Below are 13,678 nucleotides of genomic sequence, written 5' to 3'. Positions count from 1 at the left end.
GGGCGAGCGCAGCGATACCCATCATCCGAGCAAATTGCCTAATCCAGCGCACGGGCCAACTGAATCAACTCGGCGCGCCAGGCTGCTGCAGCCGGCAGAGCCAGAAAGTACGGGTTAAGCAACGACTCACGCGCCTCATAGGTCAGCGCCTCGCCCTTGAGCGTCAGCACTTCGCCGCCCGCCCCTTCCAATACACCCTGTGCCGCCGCTGTGTCCCACTGTGAGGTCGGCGCCAGGCGCGGGTAGCAATCGGCATTGCCCTCGGCCAGCTGACAGAACTTCAGCGAACTGCCGACATTGGCCAGTTGCAAATCACCAAAGCGTTCGCTCAAGCCAGCCAGCAAAGCCTCCTGCGTCGGGCTGGAATGACGGCGGCTGGCGACCAGGGTAAAGGCTTCCTGCGGCGCCAGGCGCACGCTGATCGGCTCAGCCTTACCCGCTTTATCCTCTCGCCTTGCGCCCAGACCAGAACCGCCGTAATAGCACTGGCCGGTGGCCGGAATGCCGACCACGCCAAAAACCACACGGCCTTGCTCGATCAACGCGACGTTGACGGTGAACTCTTCGCTGCCGTCAATAAACTCTTTGGTGCCATCCAGCGGATCGACCAGCCACCAGCGGCTCCACTGCCCACGCTCGCTCATCGCAATATCGGCCGCTTCTTCAGAAAGCACCGGGATATCGGGAGCAATGGCCAGCAGACCGTCGTTAAGAATGTGGTGTGCGGCCATATCGGCAGCCGTGACCGGCGAGGCATCGGCTTTTTCATTGACCGTCACATCAGCGCGCCAGAAAGGGAGAGTCGCCGCACCGGCCTGGCGCACCAGTTCGATGACTGCAGGAATCAGAGGATGGCTCGTGGCTTGGCTCATGGTTTAAAAATCCCACGCTGAGTCAGTACATCGCGGGCCAGGTACAGCGCGGCCAGGGCACGACCTTCGGTGAATTGCGGATGCTGGATTAAATTCGACAGCTCGCGCAGGCTGGTCTGGTCAACGCGCATCGGCTCCGGTTCATCGCCCGGCAGGCGTTCTTCATACAAATCCGAGGCCAGCACCACCTGAATCTTCTGGCTCATATAGCCCGGCGACAGGCTCAGCTCGGCCAGCAGCTCAAGCTTGCGCGCACCAAAGCCGGCCTCTTCTTTCAGCTCACGATTGGCCGCGTCCAGCACGTCCTCACCCGGCTCGATCAGCCCTTTGGGTAGCGACAGCTGGTAATCATCAGTGCCGCCGCAATATTCCTCGACCAGCAGGGCGTGCTCGTCATCGACCATCGCCACTACCATCACTGCGCCATAGCCAGAACCCTTGCCCACTAGCCGCTCATAGGTGCGCTCCACACCATTGCTGAAGCGCAGCTGCAACTCCTCAACGCGGAACAGGCGGCTGCTGGCGACGATTTCGCGAGCGAGTACGGTGGGTTTCTGACGCATGGGGCGGCTCCTGGGCAGGACATAGCGAGTTATCATAACGCGGCTTTTCCTATTATCTGCGTAGGAGATTGCGCGATCACGACGCCGATGGCGCAAATCGCGACTCCCTGCGCATCAGCCCGAAGAACTGCGCATGCCCTCGTTGCCCTGGAACGCCATCGATACCGTCCTGCTGGATATGGACGGTACCCTGCTCGACCTGCACTTCGACAACCACTTCTGGTTGCAGCACCTGCCGCAACGCTATGCCGAGCATCACGGCGTCAGCCGCGCGCTGGCCGAAGCCGAGCTGCTGCCGCTGTTCCGCGAACACGCCGGCACCCTCAACTGGTACTGCACGGATTTCTGGAGCCGCGAGCTGAAGCTGTCGATCCGCGACCTCAAGCGTGAAGTGGCGCATCTGATCGCCCTGCGCCCGGACGCCGACACTTTTATCCAGGCCCTGCGCCAAGCCGGCAAGCAGGTGGTGCTGATCACCAACGCGCACCGCGACTCGCTGTCATTGAAGCTGGAACGCATCGAGCTGGCGCCCTATTTCGACCGGCTGATCAGTTCCCACGACTATGGCTTCCCCAAGGAAGACCAGCAGTTCTGGCACGCTCTGCAGCAGGACATCAGCTTCACGCCTGCGCGCAGTTTGTTTATCGATGACAGCCTGCCGATTCTGCGCAGCGCCGGGCATTTTGGCGTCGGCCACCTGCTCGCCGTACGCCAGCCAGACAGCCAGGCGGGACCGAAGGACACCGAGGAATTTGCCGCAGTGGAGGATTACCGGGAGTTGCTACAAGGGCTGTAACCGCATCGGGCGGCCATTGCAGCCGCCCGACAAACACGTCGTTTATTCCTCGGGAATACGCAGCACCTGGCCCGGGTAGATCTTGTCCGGATGGCTGAGCATCGGCTTGTTGGCTTCAAAGATTTTCGGGTAAGCATTGGCATTGCCGTATTCGGCCTTGGCAATCGCGCTCAGGGTGTCGCCCTTCTTCACCGTGACAAAGCGCGCCGCCGGTGCCGGCGTGGTCACGCTGATATGGTCTTCCACTTCGGCCACACCGGCGACGTTACCCAGGGCCAGGAGAATTTTCTCCTTCTCTTCTTGGCTGGCGACTTCACCGCGGGCGATGACTTTCTCACCTTCGACGCTGACCTGAATATTCGGACTACCTAAACCCACCTTGGCAACGTGCGCCGTCAGCGACTCGGCCGCCTGGGCCTCCTGGCCGACCAGCGACTCCCAGAGTTTGGTACCGGCTTCTTTGACAAAGGCAAACAGACTCATAAGGCTTCCTCGTGATTCCTTGGAAAGTGACCGGGCGACGGTGCCCGGAGCCAGAAGTCTAGACCCTGATTCATGACAAAGGTGCCAGGCTCTGCGCTGCCGCTGCAGGCCTCGTCACAAGCCGCATTCAGCGCCTAAGCGCGCGCAACTGCCTGCTAGAATCGGCGCAACCCAGGGATTCGAAGGATTCATCGTGGATATCAAACAGCTTAAATTCCTCATCGCCCTGGATGAAACCCGTCACTTCGGCCAGGCCGCCGCCCGCTGCCATATCACCCAGCCAACCCTGTCTATGCGCCTGCGCCAGCTGGAAGACGAGCTGGGCCTGGAACTGGTGCATCGCGGTCAGCGCTTCGAGGGGTTCAGTGCCGAGGGTGAGCGCATTCTGGCCTGGGCCCGCAGCCTGATGGCCGCGCACGATGGCCTGTATGCCGAAGCAGCTGCCTGTCGTGGCCAGTTGGTCGGCACCTTGCGTCTGGGTGTGGTGCCGCTGGCCGGCTTCGATCCGATGCGCCTGGTGCAGTTTTTCGCCGAGCAGCATCCTGGGCTGCGCTTCCAGCTGTTTGCCCTGAGCAGCGAGGAGATTCTCGAACGCCTCGGCCGCAATCAGCTCGACCTCGGCCTGTCCTACCTCGACCGCCTCAACCCTGAGCATTTCGACAGCCTGGAGCTGGCCGAAACTCGCATGGGCCTGCTGTATGACCGCCGGCACTTCCAGTTCACCCGCTCGGCGCTGCGCTGGGAAAGCCTGATCGATCTGCCGTTGGGCCTGCTCTCGGCTGGCATGCATTTCCGTCAATCGATCGACCACAGCTTCCGCTCGCGTGGCTTAACGCCCAGCCCAGGCCTGGAAACCGATGCCGTGCATCAATTGCTGCAAGCGGTCAGCGCTGGGCTGTGTTGCGCGATCATGCCGCTCAACAGCGGCCTGGCGGAATTCACCGAGCACCTGGCGCTGACGCCCATTGAGGACGCACACACCCTGGCCCCACTTGGCCTGATCCTGCGCCGCAGCGCACCGCGCTCGGCCCTGGCCGAAGCCTGCTTTGCCGAAGCGCACAAACTTTTACCCGTAGCGGCGGGCTGAATGGCCCGAACTTGAAGCCTTGATAGACCGCATCGATCACTAGATCGGCAACAGCAATTAGACTCACCTGACGCAGCGGCCTAGGCTGGAGCAACAACTCCGTGCCGGGAAGCCTTGCCCATGCCACGCCACGCGCCCACCAGCCCGCCACCCTGCGCGCCGACATTACTGCCAGCGCCCACTTACAGCTATGTCGAACTGGCAGATAGCCAGCAGGACGGCGCCGCCGCGCTGGCCAGTGAGACAGCCCTGGCAATCAGCTACAACGGCATCAGCCACAGCGTGATGATGGTTTCGCCCAGCGACCTTGAGGACTTTATCTACGGTTTCAGCCTGAGCGCCGGCCTGATCGACAGCTTCGATGAGATCTACGACATCAGCCTTCAGCAGCACGACAGCGCCATCAGTGCCGAGGTCCAGGTCAGCAACCGCGCTTTCTGGGCACTCAAGCAGCAGCGCCGCACCTTAGCCGGCAACAGCGGCTGCGGCCTGTGCGGGGTGGAAGCGCTGGAGCAAGCGCTGCCGCACCTGCAGAATCTGCCATCCAGCCCACTGCCTGCACCGGCCCACCTGCAGGGCCTGCGCCTACGTATTCAAAGCGTACAGACCATGGCCCGCCATAGCGGCGCGGTGCACGCGGCGCTGTTTGTCGATGCTCAAGGGCAGATTCGCCTGTGCCGCGAAGACATCGGCCGGCATAACGCCCTCGACAAGCTGCTCGGCGCACTTCATCGCGAAGGAGGAGACCTGCGTCAGGGCTTTGCCGTGGTCACCAGCCGCTGCAGCCTGGAGCTGATTCACAAGGCACTGCGCGCCGGTATCGGCACCCTGGTCAGCCTGTCGGCACCGACCAGCCTGAGCGTGCAATGGGCACGCCAGCACAACCTCAATCTGATCCATATTCCCCAGCAGAGCGCGCCACGGGTGTACAGCCCAGCAGCCGCGCCCGGAGTCGCCCGTTCATGAGCCTGCAACCGATCAACCCACGCTATCAACCCTACAAAGGGGCCGCCGCTGGCTGGGGCGCGCTGCGCAGCGTCACGCACTTCTGGCTGGACAGTAAGCAGCCGTTCAAAAACCTCCGCGCCCTGCTCAAAACCAATCAGCACGGCGGTTTTGACTGCCCCGGCTGCGCCTGGGGCGACTCGCCGGAAGACGGCCACATCAAGTTCTGCGAGAACGGCGCCAAAGCGGTCAATTGGGAAGCCACCAAACGCCGCGTGGATGCCGCCTTCTTTGCCCGTTACAGCGTCAGCCAGCTGCGTGAGCAAAGCGATTACTGGCTCGAATACCAGGGCCGCCTGACCGAGCCGATGCGCTATGACGCCGCCAGCGATCACTACCAGCCGATCAGTTGGGACGCCGCCTTTGCCCTGATCGCCGAGCACCTGAAACAACTGGAAAGCCCAAACCAGGCTGAGTTCTATACATCTGGCCGGGCCAGCAACGAAGCGGCCTACCTGTATCAGCTTTTCGTCCGTGCCTTTGGCAGCAACAACTTCCCTGACTGCTCAAACATGTGCCACGAAGCCAGCGGCGTGGCCCTCGGCCAGAGCGTGGGCGTCGGCAAGGGCAGCGTGACCTTCGCCGATTTCGAGCACAGCGATGCGATCTTCGTGCTCGGGCAAAACCCCGGCACCAACCACCCGCGCATGCTCGAACCGCTGCGCGAGGCGGTCAAACGCGGCGCACAGGTGGTGTGTTTCAACCCACTAAAAGAGCGCGGTCTGGAACGCTTCCAGCATCCGCAGCACGCCCTGGAAATGCTCACCAACGGCTCTGAACCGTTGAACACCGCGTTCTTCCGCCCAGCCCTGGGTGGTGATTTAGCAGCGCTGCGCGGTATGGCCAAGTTCCTTCTGCAATGGCACCGCGAGGCGCTGGCCAAAGACGAGCCGGCCGTGTTCGACCTAGAATTTATTGCCGAACACACCGCCGGCGTGGATGACTACCTGGCGCTGCTGGATGCCAGCAGCTGGGAGTCGCTGGTCGAGCAATCCGGCCTGAGCCTGGATGATTTGCAGCATGCTGCCCTGCTCTACCGCCGCGCCGAACGGGTGATCATCTGCTGGGCCATGGGCATCACCCAGCATCACAACTCGGTGGCGACCATCCAGGAAATCGTCAACCTGCAGCTGCTGCGCGGCAACCTTGGGCGGCCCGGCGCCGGTCTGTGCCCGGTTCGCGGCCACAGCAACGTGCAGGGCGACCGCACCATGGGCATCAATGAACGGCCAGCAGCGGCGTTTCTCGATGCCCTGGAACAGCGCTTTCAGTTCCAGGTCCCGCGCGCGCAGGGTCACAACACGGTTGAAGCGATCAACGCCATGCTCGATGGCCAAGCCAAGGTGTTTATCGGCCTGGGCGGTAACTTCGCCCAAGCCACCCCGGACAGCCCGCGCAGTCATATTGCACTGAGCCGCTGCGCGCTAACGGTACAGATCAGCACCAAGCTCAACCGCAGCCACCTGACCACCGGCACGAATGCACTGATTCTGCCGTGCCTCGGCCGTACTGATATCGACCACCAGGCGGATGGCCCACAAGCCGTGACCGTGGAAGACTCATTCAGCATGATCCACGCCTCCTACGGCCAGCTTGAGCCGCTGTCGGCGCAGATGCGCTCTGAGCCGGCGATCATTGCCGGTATCGCCAAAGCCACCCTGGGTAACCATCCCGTCGAGTGGGAGGCACTAATTGCTGACTACAGTCGCATCCGCAGCCTGATTGCCGAGACCATTCCCGGCTTTAGCGACTTCAACCAGCGCGTGCAGCACCCTGGCGGCTTCTACCTGGGCAACGCTGCTGCTGAACGGCGCTGGCTGACCACCAGCCACAAGGCCAACTTCAAGGCCAACCCACTGCCCGACGACCTACTGCCACCGCAGGTACGCAGCACCGGGCAGACGCCGGACCTGATCCTGCAAACCTTGCGTTCTCACGACCAGTACAACACCACCATCTACGGCCTGGATGATCGCTACCGTGGCGTCAAAGGCCAGCGTCAGGTGCTGTTCGTCAACGAAGCGGACATCCTGCGCCTGGGCTTTCAGCCGGGGCAGCAGGTCGACATTCAGTCCATCTGGGATGACGGCATCGAACGCATGGTAGCCGGCTTCACCCTGCTGGCCTTCGATATCCCCGCTGGCCAGGCGGCGGCCTACTACCCGGAAGCCAACCCGCTGGTACCGCTGAAGAGCTTTGGTGCGGGCAGCTTTACCCCGACCTCGAAGTACGTGGCCATTCGTCTGCAGGCGCATCAGGCCGAAGCGCGCATCCTTTGAGCGGATCTGTGGCGGCAATCACAACGGCGACCAGCGGCAGGGAATTTTTCCACAAAACGCCCTCTAAGACTGTGCGCGGATGAATCATCCTTTAAAAACAAAGGCCTAGCTCCGCGCACCCATTTAGTCGAGAAGGTCTGCCGTATGCGTACATTACTGTCTGCGCTGGTATTCAGCGCCCTGGCTTCACCCCTGGCCCTGGCGGGCGATACCGGCAAGGTCGCCATCGGCGGAGGTATTGGCGGCGCCCTGGGCAACGTGATCGGCCAACAGGTTGGTGGCAGCACTGGCGCGGCGATTGGCGCGGGCCTGGGTGGCGCGGCTGGCGGGGTGATTACCGCACGCGACGGCAACAAGACCGAGGCCGCACTGGGCGGCGGCCTGGGTGCTGCCGGTGGTTCGGTACTGGGCAACAAGGTCGGCGGCAGCACCGGTTCGACCATCGGTGCCGGCCTGGGTGGCGCAGCGGGTGGCGCGCTGGCCAATGAATACGCCGGTGGCAGCGAACGTGATCGCGGCCACTACAACGGCAAGAAACATAAGAAGCATAAGAAGCACAAACACCACTGAGTGCCGCTGACAGATGCCAAAAAGCCGCCTAAACAGCGGCTTTTTGTTTATCCGGGAGGCGCTTGCAACGTGGGCTCGCCGCTAAAGCGCCGCCTACGTTGCCGGCTCCATCAGCAGCACCGTCAGTGCCGCACGTAGACTCTCGGGAATGCTCACCGGGCGGTTACTGCTGCGATCAACGAAGACATGCACAAAGCGCCCCGCCGCACAGGCCTCCTCCTCGCCCGCTTTGAACACCGCCAGCTCGTACCGCACCGAGCTGTTGCCTAGTTTGCCGACCCGCAGGCCGATCTCGATACGCTCGGGAAAAGCGATGGAGGCGAAATAATCGCAGCTGGAGCTGACTACAAAGCCCACCACGTCGCCGTTATGAATATCCAGGCCGCCGACCTCGATCAGGTAGGTGTTCACCGCACTGTCGAAGAAGCTGTAGTAGATAACGTTGTTGACGTGACCGTAGACATCGTTGTCATGCCAGCGCGTGGTAATCGGCTGGAAGTGCCGGTAATCGCTGTGCAGGTGTTGGGGTTGGCTCATCGGGAATCCTTGTAGTTAGCGGGAAGCACAAGCGCCCATGCTTTTGTAGGAGCGGGCTTGCCCGCGATTTTCCGTGGCACCTTGACCGCCATTCGCGGCCAAGGCCGCTCCTACAAGTAGAGATCGCTTACAGATACCAGACAGCGTTAATAAGCCACCTGGTAGATAGCCAAGGCATGGGCCTCAGTCATTTCCTTCGGGTTATTCACCAGCAGGCGCTGTTGCTGCATGGCATCACGAGCCAGGGTCGGCAGCATGTCTTGCGGCACACCGGCATCGCGCAGACGCGTCGGCAGGCCGCTGCGCACACTGAAATCGGCCATTGCGCCGATAAACTGCTCGGTCTGCTGCAGCACGCTGCCGGCGCGCAGCTGCTCACCCAGCACCAGCGGCGCCAGCTCGGCATACAGCGGCGCGGCCGCATTGGCGTTGAAGCCCAGCACATGCGGCAGCACCAAAGCGTTACTGAGGCCATGGGGAATATGGAAGTGTCCGCCCAGCGGATAAGCCAGCGCATGCACCGCCGCCACCGGTGCGTTGGCAAACGCCTGGCCGGCCAGGCAGGAGCCCAGCAACATGGCCTGCCGCGCCTCGCGGTTGCCTCCGTTGTGCACCACTTCATCCAGATTGGCCGCCAGTAGGCGCAGTGCCTCGCGCGCCAAAAGGTCGGACAGCGGATTCTTTTTCAGCGCACTGGTATAGGCCTCAATGGCATGCACCATGGCGTCGATACCTGTGGCAGCGGTAACTGCCGGCGGCAAGCCGAGGGTCAGCTCGGCATCAAGCAACGCCAGGTCCGGCAGCAGCAACGGCGAAACAACGCCCATCTTGGTGGTTGCACCGGTAGTGATAATGGAAATCTGCGTCACTTCCGAACCGGTGCCGGCGGTGGTCGGCACGAGGATCAGCGGCAGGCGCTGCCCGCGGGCATTGCCGACGCCGTAGATCTGCGCCAACTCTTGGCCGCAGTCGGGATGAGCCAGCAGCGCCACCAGTTTGGCCACATCCATCGAACTGCCGCCGCCAAAGCCAACGATCAGCTGCACCTTCAGTGCTCGTGCCTGCTCGACCGCGGCCAGCAGAATCGCCTCGGGCGGGTCGGCGACCACCTGATCGAATACCTCGACCGTCAGCTCTGTACGGGCAAAGCCCGGCAGTACCTCGCCGAGCAGGCCGAGTTTGCTGATACCCGGATCAGTGACGATCAGCACCCGCTGCGCGCCGCGCTCGCGGCAAAGGTCAGCCAAGCGCCGCGACGCGCCGATCTCGCAAAGAATCTGCGCGGTGGTGGCAAAGCTAAAGGGCAGCATGGGGTGATCCTCTTGTTGTAATAAATGGCTCGCGCAGCAGCGTGGATTGCTCCGACGCTACGCGCTTCAATCAGAAGGCGAAACTCGCCTCATCCATGGCCATCAGGCAGTCGGCACCGCCCAGCAGGGACTCGCGGTGAGCGCTGGCCCGCGGCAACACCCGGCGCAGGTAGAAGTCGGCCGACTGCAGCTTGGCCTGGTAGAACGCCGCATCACCGCTGCCAGTTTCCAAGGCATCTTGCGCCCGCGCTGCAGCCTGCAGCCAGAAACCGGCCAGCAACACATAGGCCGAATACTGGAGGAAATCCACCGACACCGCGCCAATCTCCTGCACATCGCGCTGGCTGGCGGCAATCACTGCGCTGCGCAGCTCGCGCCATTCGCCCAGACGCGCCTGCACGCTTTTGGCCAACGCCGCTAGCGGCGGTCGGCCGGCCTGGACGTCGCACAGCTCGCTGAATTCAGCTTGCAGCGCCGACAGTTCGGCACCACCGTCGCCGAGTACCTTGCGGCGGATATAGTCCAGCGCCTGAATGCCGTTGGTGCCTTCGTAGAGTTGGGTAATGCGGCTGTCGCGCATCAGTTGCTCGATGCCCCACTCGCGGATAAAACCGTGGCCGCCGTACACCTGCACGGCGTGGCTGGCGACTTCCTGGCCCATGTCGGTACAGAAGGCTTTGACGATCGGGATCAGTAGCGCCGCGCGCTTGCCGGCGGCCTTACGTGCAGTGGCGTCTGGGTGAGCGTGTTCCAGATCAAGCTGGCGCGCGCAGTAAACCGCGAGCATACGGCTGCCTTCGACCAGGCTCTTCTGCGTCAGCAGCATGCGCCGCACATCAGGGTGAACGATAATCGGGTCGGCCGCCTTGCCCGGCTCGGCCGGACCACTCAGGGCACGCGACTGCAGGCGCTCACGGGCATAACGTAACGCGCCCTGGAAGGCTGCTTCGCCAATGCCCAAGCCCTGCAAACCGACCTGAAAGCGTGCGTCGTTCATCATGGTGAACATGCAGGCCAGGCCCTGATTGGCTTCGCCAATCAGCCAGCCGGTGGCGCCGTCGAAGTTCATCACGCAGGTGGACGCGCCCTTGATGCCCATCTTGTGCTCAATGGCCCCGCAGGACAGCGCGTTGCGCGCGCCCGGCGTGCCGTCGACAGCGGCGATAAATTTCGGCACCAGCAGCAGGCTGATGCCCTTCACCCCGGCTGGCGCATCCGGCAGACGCGCCAGCACCAGATGAATGATGTTTTCCGAAAGGTCCTGCTCGCCGCCGCTGATAAAGATCTTGCTGCCGCTGACCTTGAAGCTGCCATCCGCCTGCAGTTCGGCGCGGGTTCTGAGCAGCGCCAGATCGGTGCCGGCCTGGGGTTCAGTCAGGCACATGGTGCCGGCCCATTGGCCGCTAACCAGCTTATGCAGGTAGGTGTCTTTCAGCGTTTCGCTGCCATGTTTGTACAGCGCCAGCACCGCACCTTCGGTCAGCCCGGAATACACGCGGAACGACAGCGAAGCGCCCATCAGCATCTCGTGGAAGTTGCACGCGAGCATCTGCGGCAACGCCTGGCCACCGTACTCGCTCGGCCCGGTCATGCTCGCCCAGCCGTTATCAACGTATTGCTGATAGGCCTCGGCAAAGCCGTCCGGCGTGCTCACCTGGCCGTCACTCAGCTGACAACCCTGTTCATCGCTGTTGCGATTCAACGGCGCCACCACCTCGGCGGTGTAACGCGCGCCCTCTTCCAGCACGCCGTCGATCAGCTCGCGGTCGAGACCGTTACCGAGCAGCTCGCAGTGACTGCTGATATCGAACAGCTCATGCAGCACAAAGCGCATATCGCGCAGCGGAGCTTGATAGCTCATACGCGGCCCTCCTGCACATCGGCGAGACGCAGACCGCTGCTGGCCAGTTTTTCAATCAGGCGTGCCGGCAGCCAGTGCTCACCGAACGTCGCCTGCAACGCTTTCAAACGGTCATGGATGGCCGCTACACCCTGACCATCTGCCCAGCTCATCGGCCCACCCTTGTCGGCCGGGAAACCGTAGCCATTGAGGTAGACCAGATCGATGTCGTGGCTATTGGCGGCGATATTTTCTTCGAGGATTTTCGCGCCCTCGTTGACCAGCGCCAGCAGGCAGCGCTCGAGGATTTCCTCAGGGCCAATCTCGCGGCGGACAAAACCCAGCTGTTCGGACACCTGCAGCACCAGCGCATCCACCTCGGGGTCGTGCTCAGCCTGGCGGCTGCCTTCAGCGTAAAGGTAATAACCCATGCGTACCTTCTGGCCGAAACGGCCGAGGCCACACAGACGGTTATCCACCTGCACAGTCGGATCATCCTGGCCTTTGCCAGCCAGCTCGCGGGCGCGCCACTCCAGATCGATGCCGACCACGTCGTACATGCGAAACGGCCCCATGGCGAAGCCGAAGCCCTGCAACGCGGCATCCACCTGATGTGGATAGGCGCCTTCGAGCAGCAGCATGCGCGCCTCACGCACATAGGTGTGCAGCATGCGGTTGCCGATAAAGCCATCGCAGTTGCCGGCCACCACGCTGACCTTGCCGATGCGCTGGCCCAAGGCCACAGCCGCGTCCAGCACCGCAGGGGCAGTTTGCCCACCACGGACGATTTCCAGCAGTTTCATGATGTGCGCTGGGCTGAAGAAATGCAGGCCCAGCACCTGCTCGGGGCGCTTGGTCACAGCGGCAATCGCGTCGATATCCAGCGCTGAGGTATTGCTGGCGAGAATCGCGCCCGGCTTCAGGGTGGCGTCGAGCGTGCGGAAGATCTGCTGCTTGAGTTCAAGGTTCTCGTACACCGCCTCGATCACCAGATCGGCATCGGCCAGCGCGGCGTAATCACCCACCGGGGTAACGCAGGCCAGGCGCGCAGCCGACTGCTCGGCGCTGATCCGCTCCAGCTTGACGTTGTGCGCGTTGGTTTGCGCCACCACGGCCATGGCCTGATCAAGCATCTGTGGGTTGTTGTCCAACCACAGCACCTGAATGCCAGCGTTGGCCAGGCTCATCACGATACCGCGGCCCATGGTGCCCGCGCCGATCACGGCGGCCTGCTGAACCTCGAATGCCTTGCTCATGCCCACTCCTCTGATAAGTGCCGAATGAAATGCCTGTGCTGCAAAGAAAATTCGCCAGTCACCTTAAGCAAGGCGTTACTATTTTTGAAATTTAGTCTTGTGATAAGTCGTATTCAGCCAGTGAATATCTCAACCTTCGACCTCAACCTGCTACGCGTGTTCGATGCATTGATGCGCGAGCAGAATGTCTCCCGCGCCGCCGAACGCCTGTCGCTCAGTCAGCCAGCGGTAAGTAATGCCCTGAATCGCCTGCGCGAACTGCTCGACGACCCACTGCTGGTGCGGGTTGGCCGCAGCATGCAGCCGACGCCGCGAGCCCAGGCACTGGAAACCCCAATCCGCGCTGCGCTGCAACAGATCGAGCAGAGCCTGAGCGCCGGTGAAGTGTTCGACCCGGCCAGCAGCCGTCAGCACTTCAGCATCGCCGTCACCGATTACGTCGAGCTGATCTGCATGCCGCGCCTGCTCAAGCAACTCAGCCAGCAGGCCCCCGGTATGCGCATCGACATCCGCCACCTGAGCCCCAGCTTGCCGGCCGAAGCGCTGGACAAGGGCGAGCTGGACCTGGTGTTGGGCCGCTTCGAAGACATCCCCGCGCGCTTTTCCCGCCAGCACTGGATGAGCGAAACCCTGCAACTGGCGCTGCGCCGCGACCATCCTCTAACCAACCAACCCATGGACCTACCGACCTTTCTGCAGCTGCGTCACCTATGGGTACATGGCGGCCAGACCCGCGGCATGGTGGACCAATGGCTCGGCGAACAGGGCCTGTGTCGGGAGATCCTCTACACCACGCCCAACTACCTGCAGGCCGCGCATATCGTCGCCAGCAGCGAACTGGCCGCCGTACTGCCAACTCAACTGGCGCGCCATTTCGCCAGCCTGCTGCCGTTGCAGTTGTTCGAGCTGCCGTTCGCTCTCGGCCCGTTTCACCTGGAGATCATCAGCCTGGCCCAACGCCAGCGCGACCCGGCGCTGCACTGGCTGATCGAACAGATTCTGCAGATCGCCCAACACTGACGCCTCGCTGCATGACAAAGGCTTCCTATACTCTCGTCCACAACCGTACGACCTGGGGAA

General features: G+C 62.5%; 13 protein-coding genes. 6 read left to right on the top strand and 7 right to left on the bottom strand.

Annotated elements, in window-relative coordinates:
* Window positions 1–38: 38 nt before the first annotated feature.
* A complete protein-coding gene (gene cysQ, locus ACIGEK_RS05020) occupies window positions 39–872 on the bottom strand; it encodes a 3'(2'),5'-bisphosphate nucleotidase CysQ (protein ID WP_397492229.1) in 834 nt (277 codons plus the stop codon).
* Window positions 869–1,435, bottom strand: coding sequence for an ADP compounds hydrolase NudE (gene nudE, locus ACIGEK_RS05015; RefSeq protein WP_397492228.1), 567 nt, complete (start codon window positions 1,433–1,435; stop codon window positions 869–871). Before nudE ends, cysQ begins: the two co-directional genes overlap by 4 nt.
* A 133-nt stretch (window positions 1,436–1,568) precedes the next feature.
* Between nudE and yrfG the strand changes: the two genes are divergently transcribed.
* Window positions 1,569–2,231, top strand: coding sequence for a GMP/IMP nucleotidase (gene yrfG, locus ACIGEK_RS05010; protein ID WP_397492227.1), 663 nt, complete (start codon window positions 1,569–1,571; stop codon window positions 2,229–2,231).
* Window positions 2,232–2,273: 42 nt separating this feature from the next.
* Here yrfG and lysM read toward each other — a convergent pair whose 3' ends face one another.
* Window positions 2,274–2,714, bottom strand: a complete 441-nt coding sequence (gene lysM / locus ACIGEK_RS05005) for a peptidoglycan-binding protein LysM (protein ID WP_397492226.1) — start codon at window positions 2,712–2,714, stop codon at window positions 2,274–2,276.
* A gap of 193 nt (window positions 2,715–2,907) precedes the next feature.
* Here lysM and ACIGEK_RS05000 point away from each other — a divergent pair, with 193 nt between their 5' ends.
* The 4 genes from ACIGEK_RS05000 (at window position 2,908) to ACIGEK_RS04985 (ending at window position 7,655) form a co-directional block, all read left to right on the top strand.
* The gene (locus ACIGEK_RS05000) at window positions 2,908–3,801 is read left to right on the top strand and encodes a LysR family transcriptional regulator (RefSeq protein WP_397492225.1); all 894 of its coding nucleotides are present in this window, start codon (window positions 2,908–2,910) and stop codon (window positions 3,799–3,801) included.
* Window positions 3,802–3,915: 114 nt separating this feature from the next.
* A complete protein-coding gene (gene fdhD / locus ACIGEK_RS04995; RefSeq protein WP_397492224.1) occupies window positions 3,916–4,767 on the top strand; it encodes a formate dehydrogenase accessory sulfurtransferase FdhD in 852 nt (283 codons plus the stop codon).
* Complete coding sequence (locus ACIGEK_RS04990; RefSeq protein WP_397492223.1) at window positions 4,764–7,085, top strand: FdhF/YdeP family oxidoreductase; 2,322 nt, start codon at window positions 4,764–4,766, stop codon at window positions 7,083–7,085. Before fdhD ends, ACIGEK_RS04990 begins: the two co-directional genes overlap by 4 nt.
* A gap of 144 nt (window positions 7,086–7,229) precedes the next feature.
* Window positions 7,230–7,655, top strand: coding sequence for a glycine zipper domain-containing protein (locus ACIGEK_RS04985; RefSeq protein ID WP_397492222.1), 426 nt, complete (start codon window positions 7,230–7,232; stop codon window positions 7,653–7,655).
* A gap of 93 nt (window positions 7,656–7,748) precedes the next feature.
* Here ACIGEK_RS04985 and ACIGEK_RS04980 read toward each other — a convergent pair whose 3' ends face one another.
* From ACIGEK_RS04980 to ACIGEK_RS04965, 4 genes are all read right to left on the bottom strand, one after another.
* Window positions 7,749–8,192 carry an acyl-CoA thioesterase gene (locus tag ACIGEK_RS04980; RefSeq protein WP_397492221.1) on the bottom strand — a complete coding sequence of 148 codons (444 nt, stop codon included), beginning with the start codon at window positions 8,190–8,192 and terminating at the stop codon, window positions 7,749–7,751.
* A gap of 146 nt (window positions 8,193–8,338) precedes the next feature.
* Entirely contained in the window at window positions 8,339–9,502 is a 1,164-nt protein-coding gene (locus ACIGEK_RS04975; protein WP_397492220.1) for an iron-containing alcohol dehydrogenase, read from the bottom strand.
* A gap of 70 nt (window positions 9,503–9,572) precedes the next feature.
* On the bottom strand, window positions 9,573–11,363 hold the full coding sequence (locus ACIGEK_RS04970) for an acyl-CoA dehydrogenase C-terminal domain-containing protein (RefSeq protein WP_397492219.1): 1,791 nt from the start codon (window positions 11,361–11,363) through the stop codon (window positions 9,573–9,575).
* Window positions 11,360–12,598: a 3-hydroxyacyl-CoA dehydrogenase NAD-binding domain-containing protein gene (locus ACIGEK_RS04965; RefSeq protein ID WP_397492218.1), complete on the bottom strand. Its 1,239-nt coding sequence runs from the start codon at window positions 12,596–12,598 to the stop codon at window positions 11,360–11,362. The genes ACIGEK_RS04970 and ACIGEK_RS04965 overlap by 4 nt, the downstream gene beginning before the upstream one ends.
* Before the next feature lie 120 nt (window positions 12,599–12,718).
* Here ACIGEK_RS04965 and ACIGEK_RS04960 point away from each other — a divergent pair, with 120 nt between their 5' ends.
* Window positions 12,719–13,618, top strand: coding sequence for a LysR family transcriptional regulator (locus ACIGEK_RS04960; protein ID WP_397493084.1), 900 nt, complete (start codon window positions 12,719–12,721; stop codon window positions 13,616–13,618).
* Window positions 13,619–13,678 lie beyond the last annotated feature (60 nt).

This window comes from Pseudomonas sp. NPDC079086 (genome assembly GCF_044542155.1).
Taxonomy (GTDB): domain Bacteria; phylum Pseudomonadota; class Gammaproteobacteria; order Pseudomonadales; family Pseudomonadaceae; genus Aquipseudomonas.
Note: the sequence above shows the minus strand (reverse complement) of the source record. Positions and strands in the feature narration are given on the sequence as shown.

Bases quoted from the DNA above. Each gene is read 5' to 3' on its own strand.
- cysQ (WP_397492229.1), bottom strand. From the start codon at position 872: ATGAGCCAAGCCACGAGCCATCCTCTGATTCCTGCAGTCATCGAACTG.
- nudE (WP_397492228.1), bottom strand. From the start codon at position 1,435: ATGCGTCAGAAACCCACCGTACTCGCTCGCGAAATCGTCGCCAGCAGC.
- yrfG (WP_397492227.1), top strand. From the start codon at position 1,569: ATGCCCTCGTTGCCCTGGAACGCCATCGATACCGTCCTGCTGGATATG.
- lysM (WP_397492226.1), bottom strand. From the start codon at position 2,714: ATGAGTCTGTTTGCCTTTGTCAAAGAAGCCGGTACCAAACTCTGGGAG.
- ACIGEK_RS04990 (WP_397492223.1), top strand. From the start codon at position 4,764: ATGAGCCTGCAACCGATCAACCCACGCTATCAACCCTACAAAGGGGCC.
- ACIGEK_RS04985 (WP_397492222.1), top strand. From the start codon at position 7,230: ATGCGTACATTACTGTCTGCGCTGGTATTCAGCGCCCTGGCTTCACCC.
- ACIGEK_RS04980 (WP_397492221.1), bottom strand. From the start codon at position 8,192: ATGAGCCAACCCCAACACCTGCACAGCGATTACCGGCACTTCCAGCCG.
- ACIGEK_RS04975 (WP_397492220.1), bottom strand. From the start codon at position 9,502: ATGCTGCCCTTTAGCTTTGCCACCACCGCGCAGATTCTTTGCGAGATC.
- ACIGEK_RS04970 (WP_397492219.1), bottom strand. From the start codon at position 11,363: ATGAGCTATCAAGCTCCGCTGCGCGATATGCGCTTTGTGCTGCATGAG.
- ACIGEK_RS04965 (WP_397492218.1), bottom strand. From the start codon at position 12,598: ATGAGCAAGGCATTCGAGGTTCAGCAGGCCGCCGTGATCGGCGCGGGC.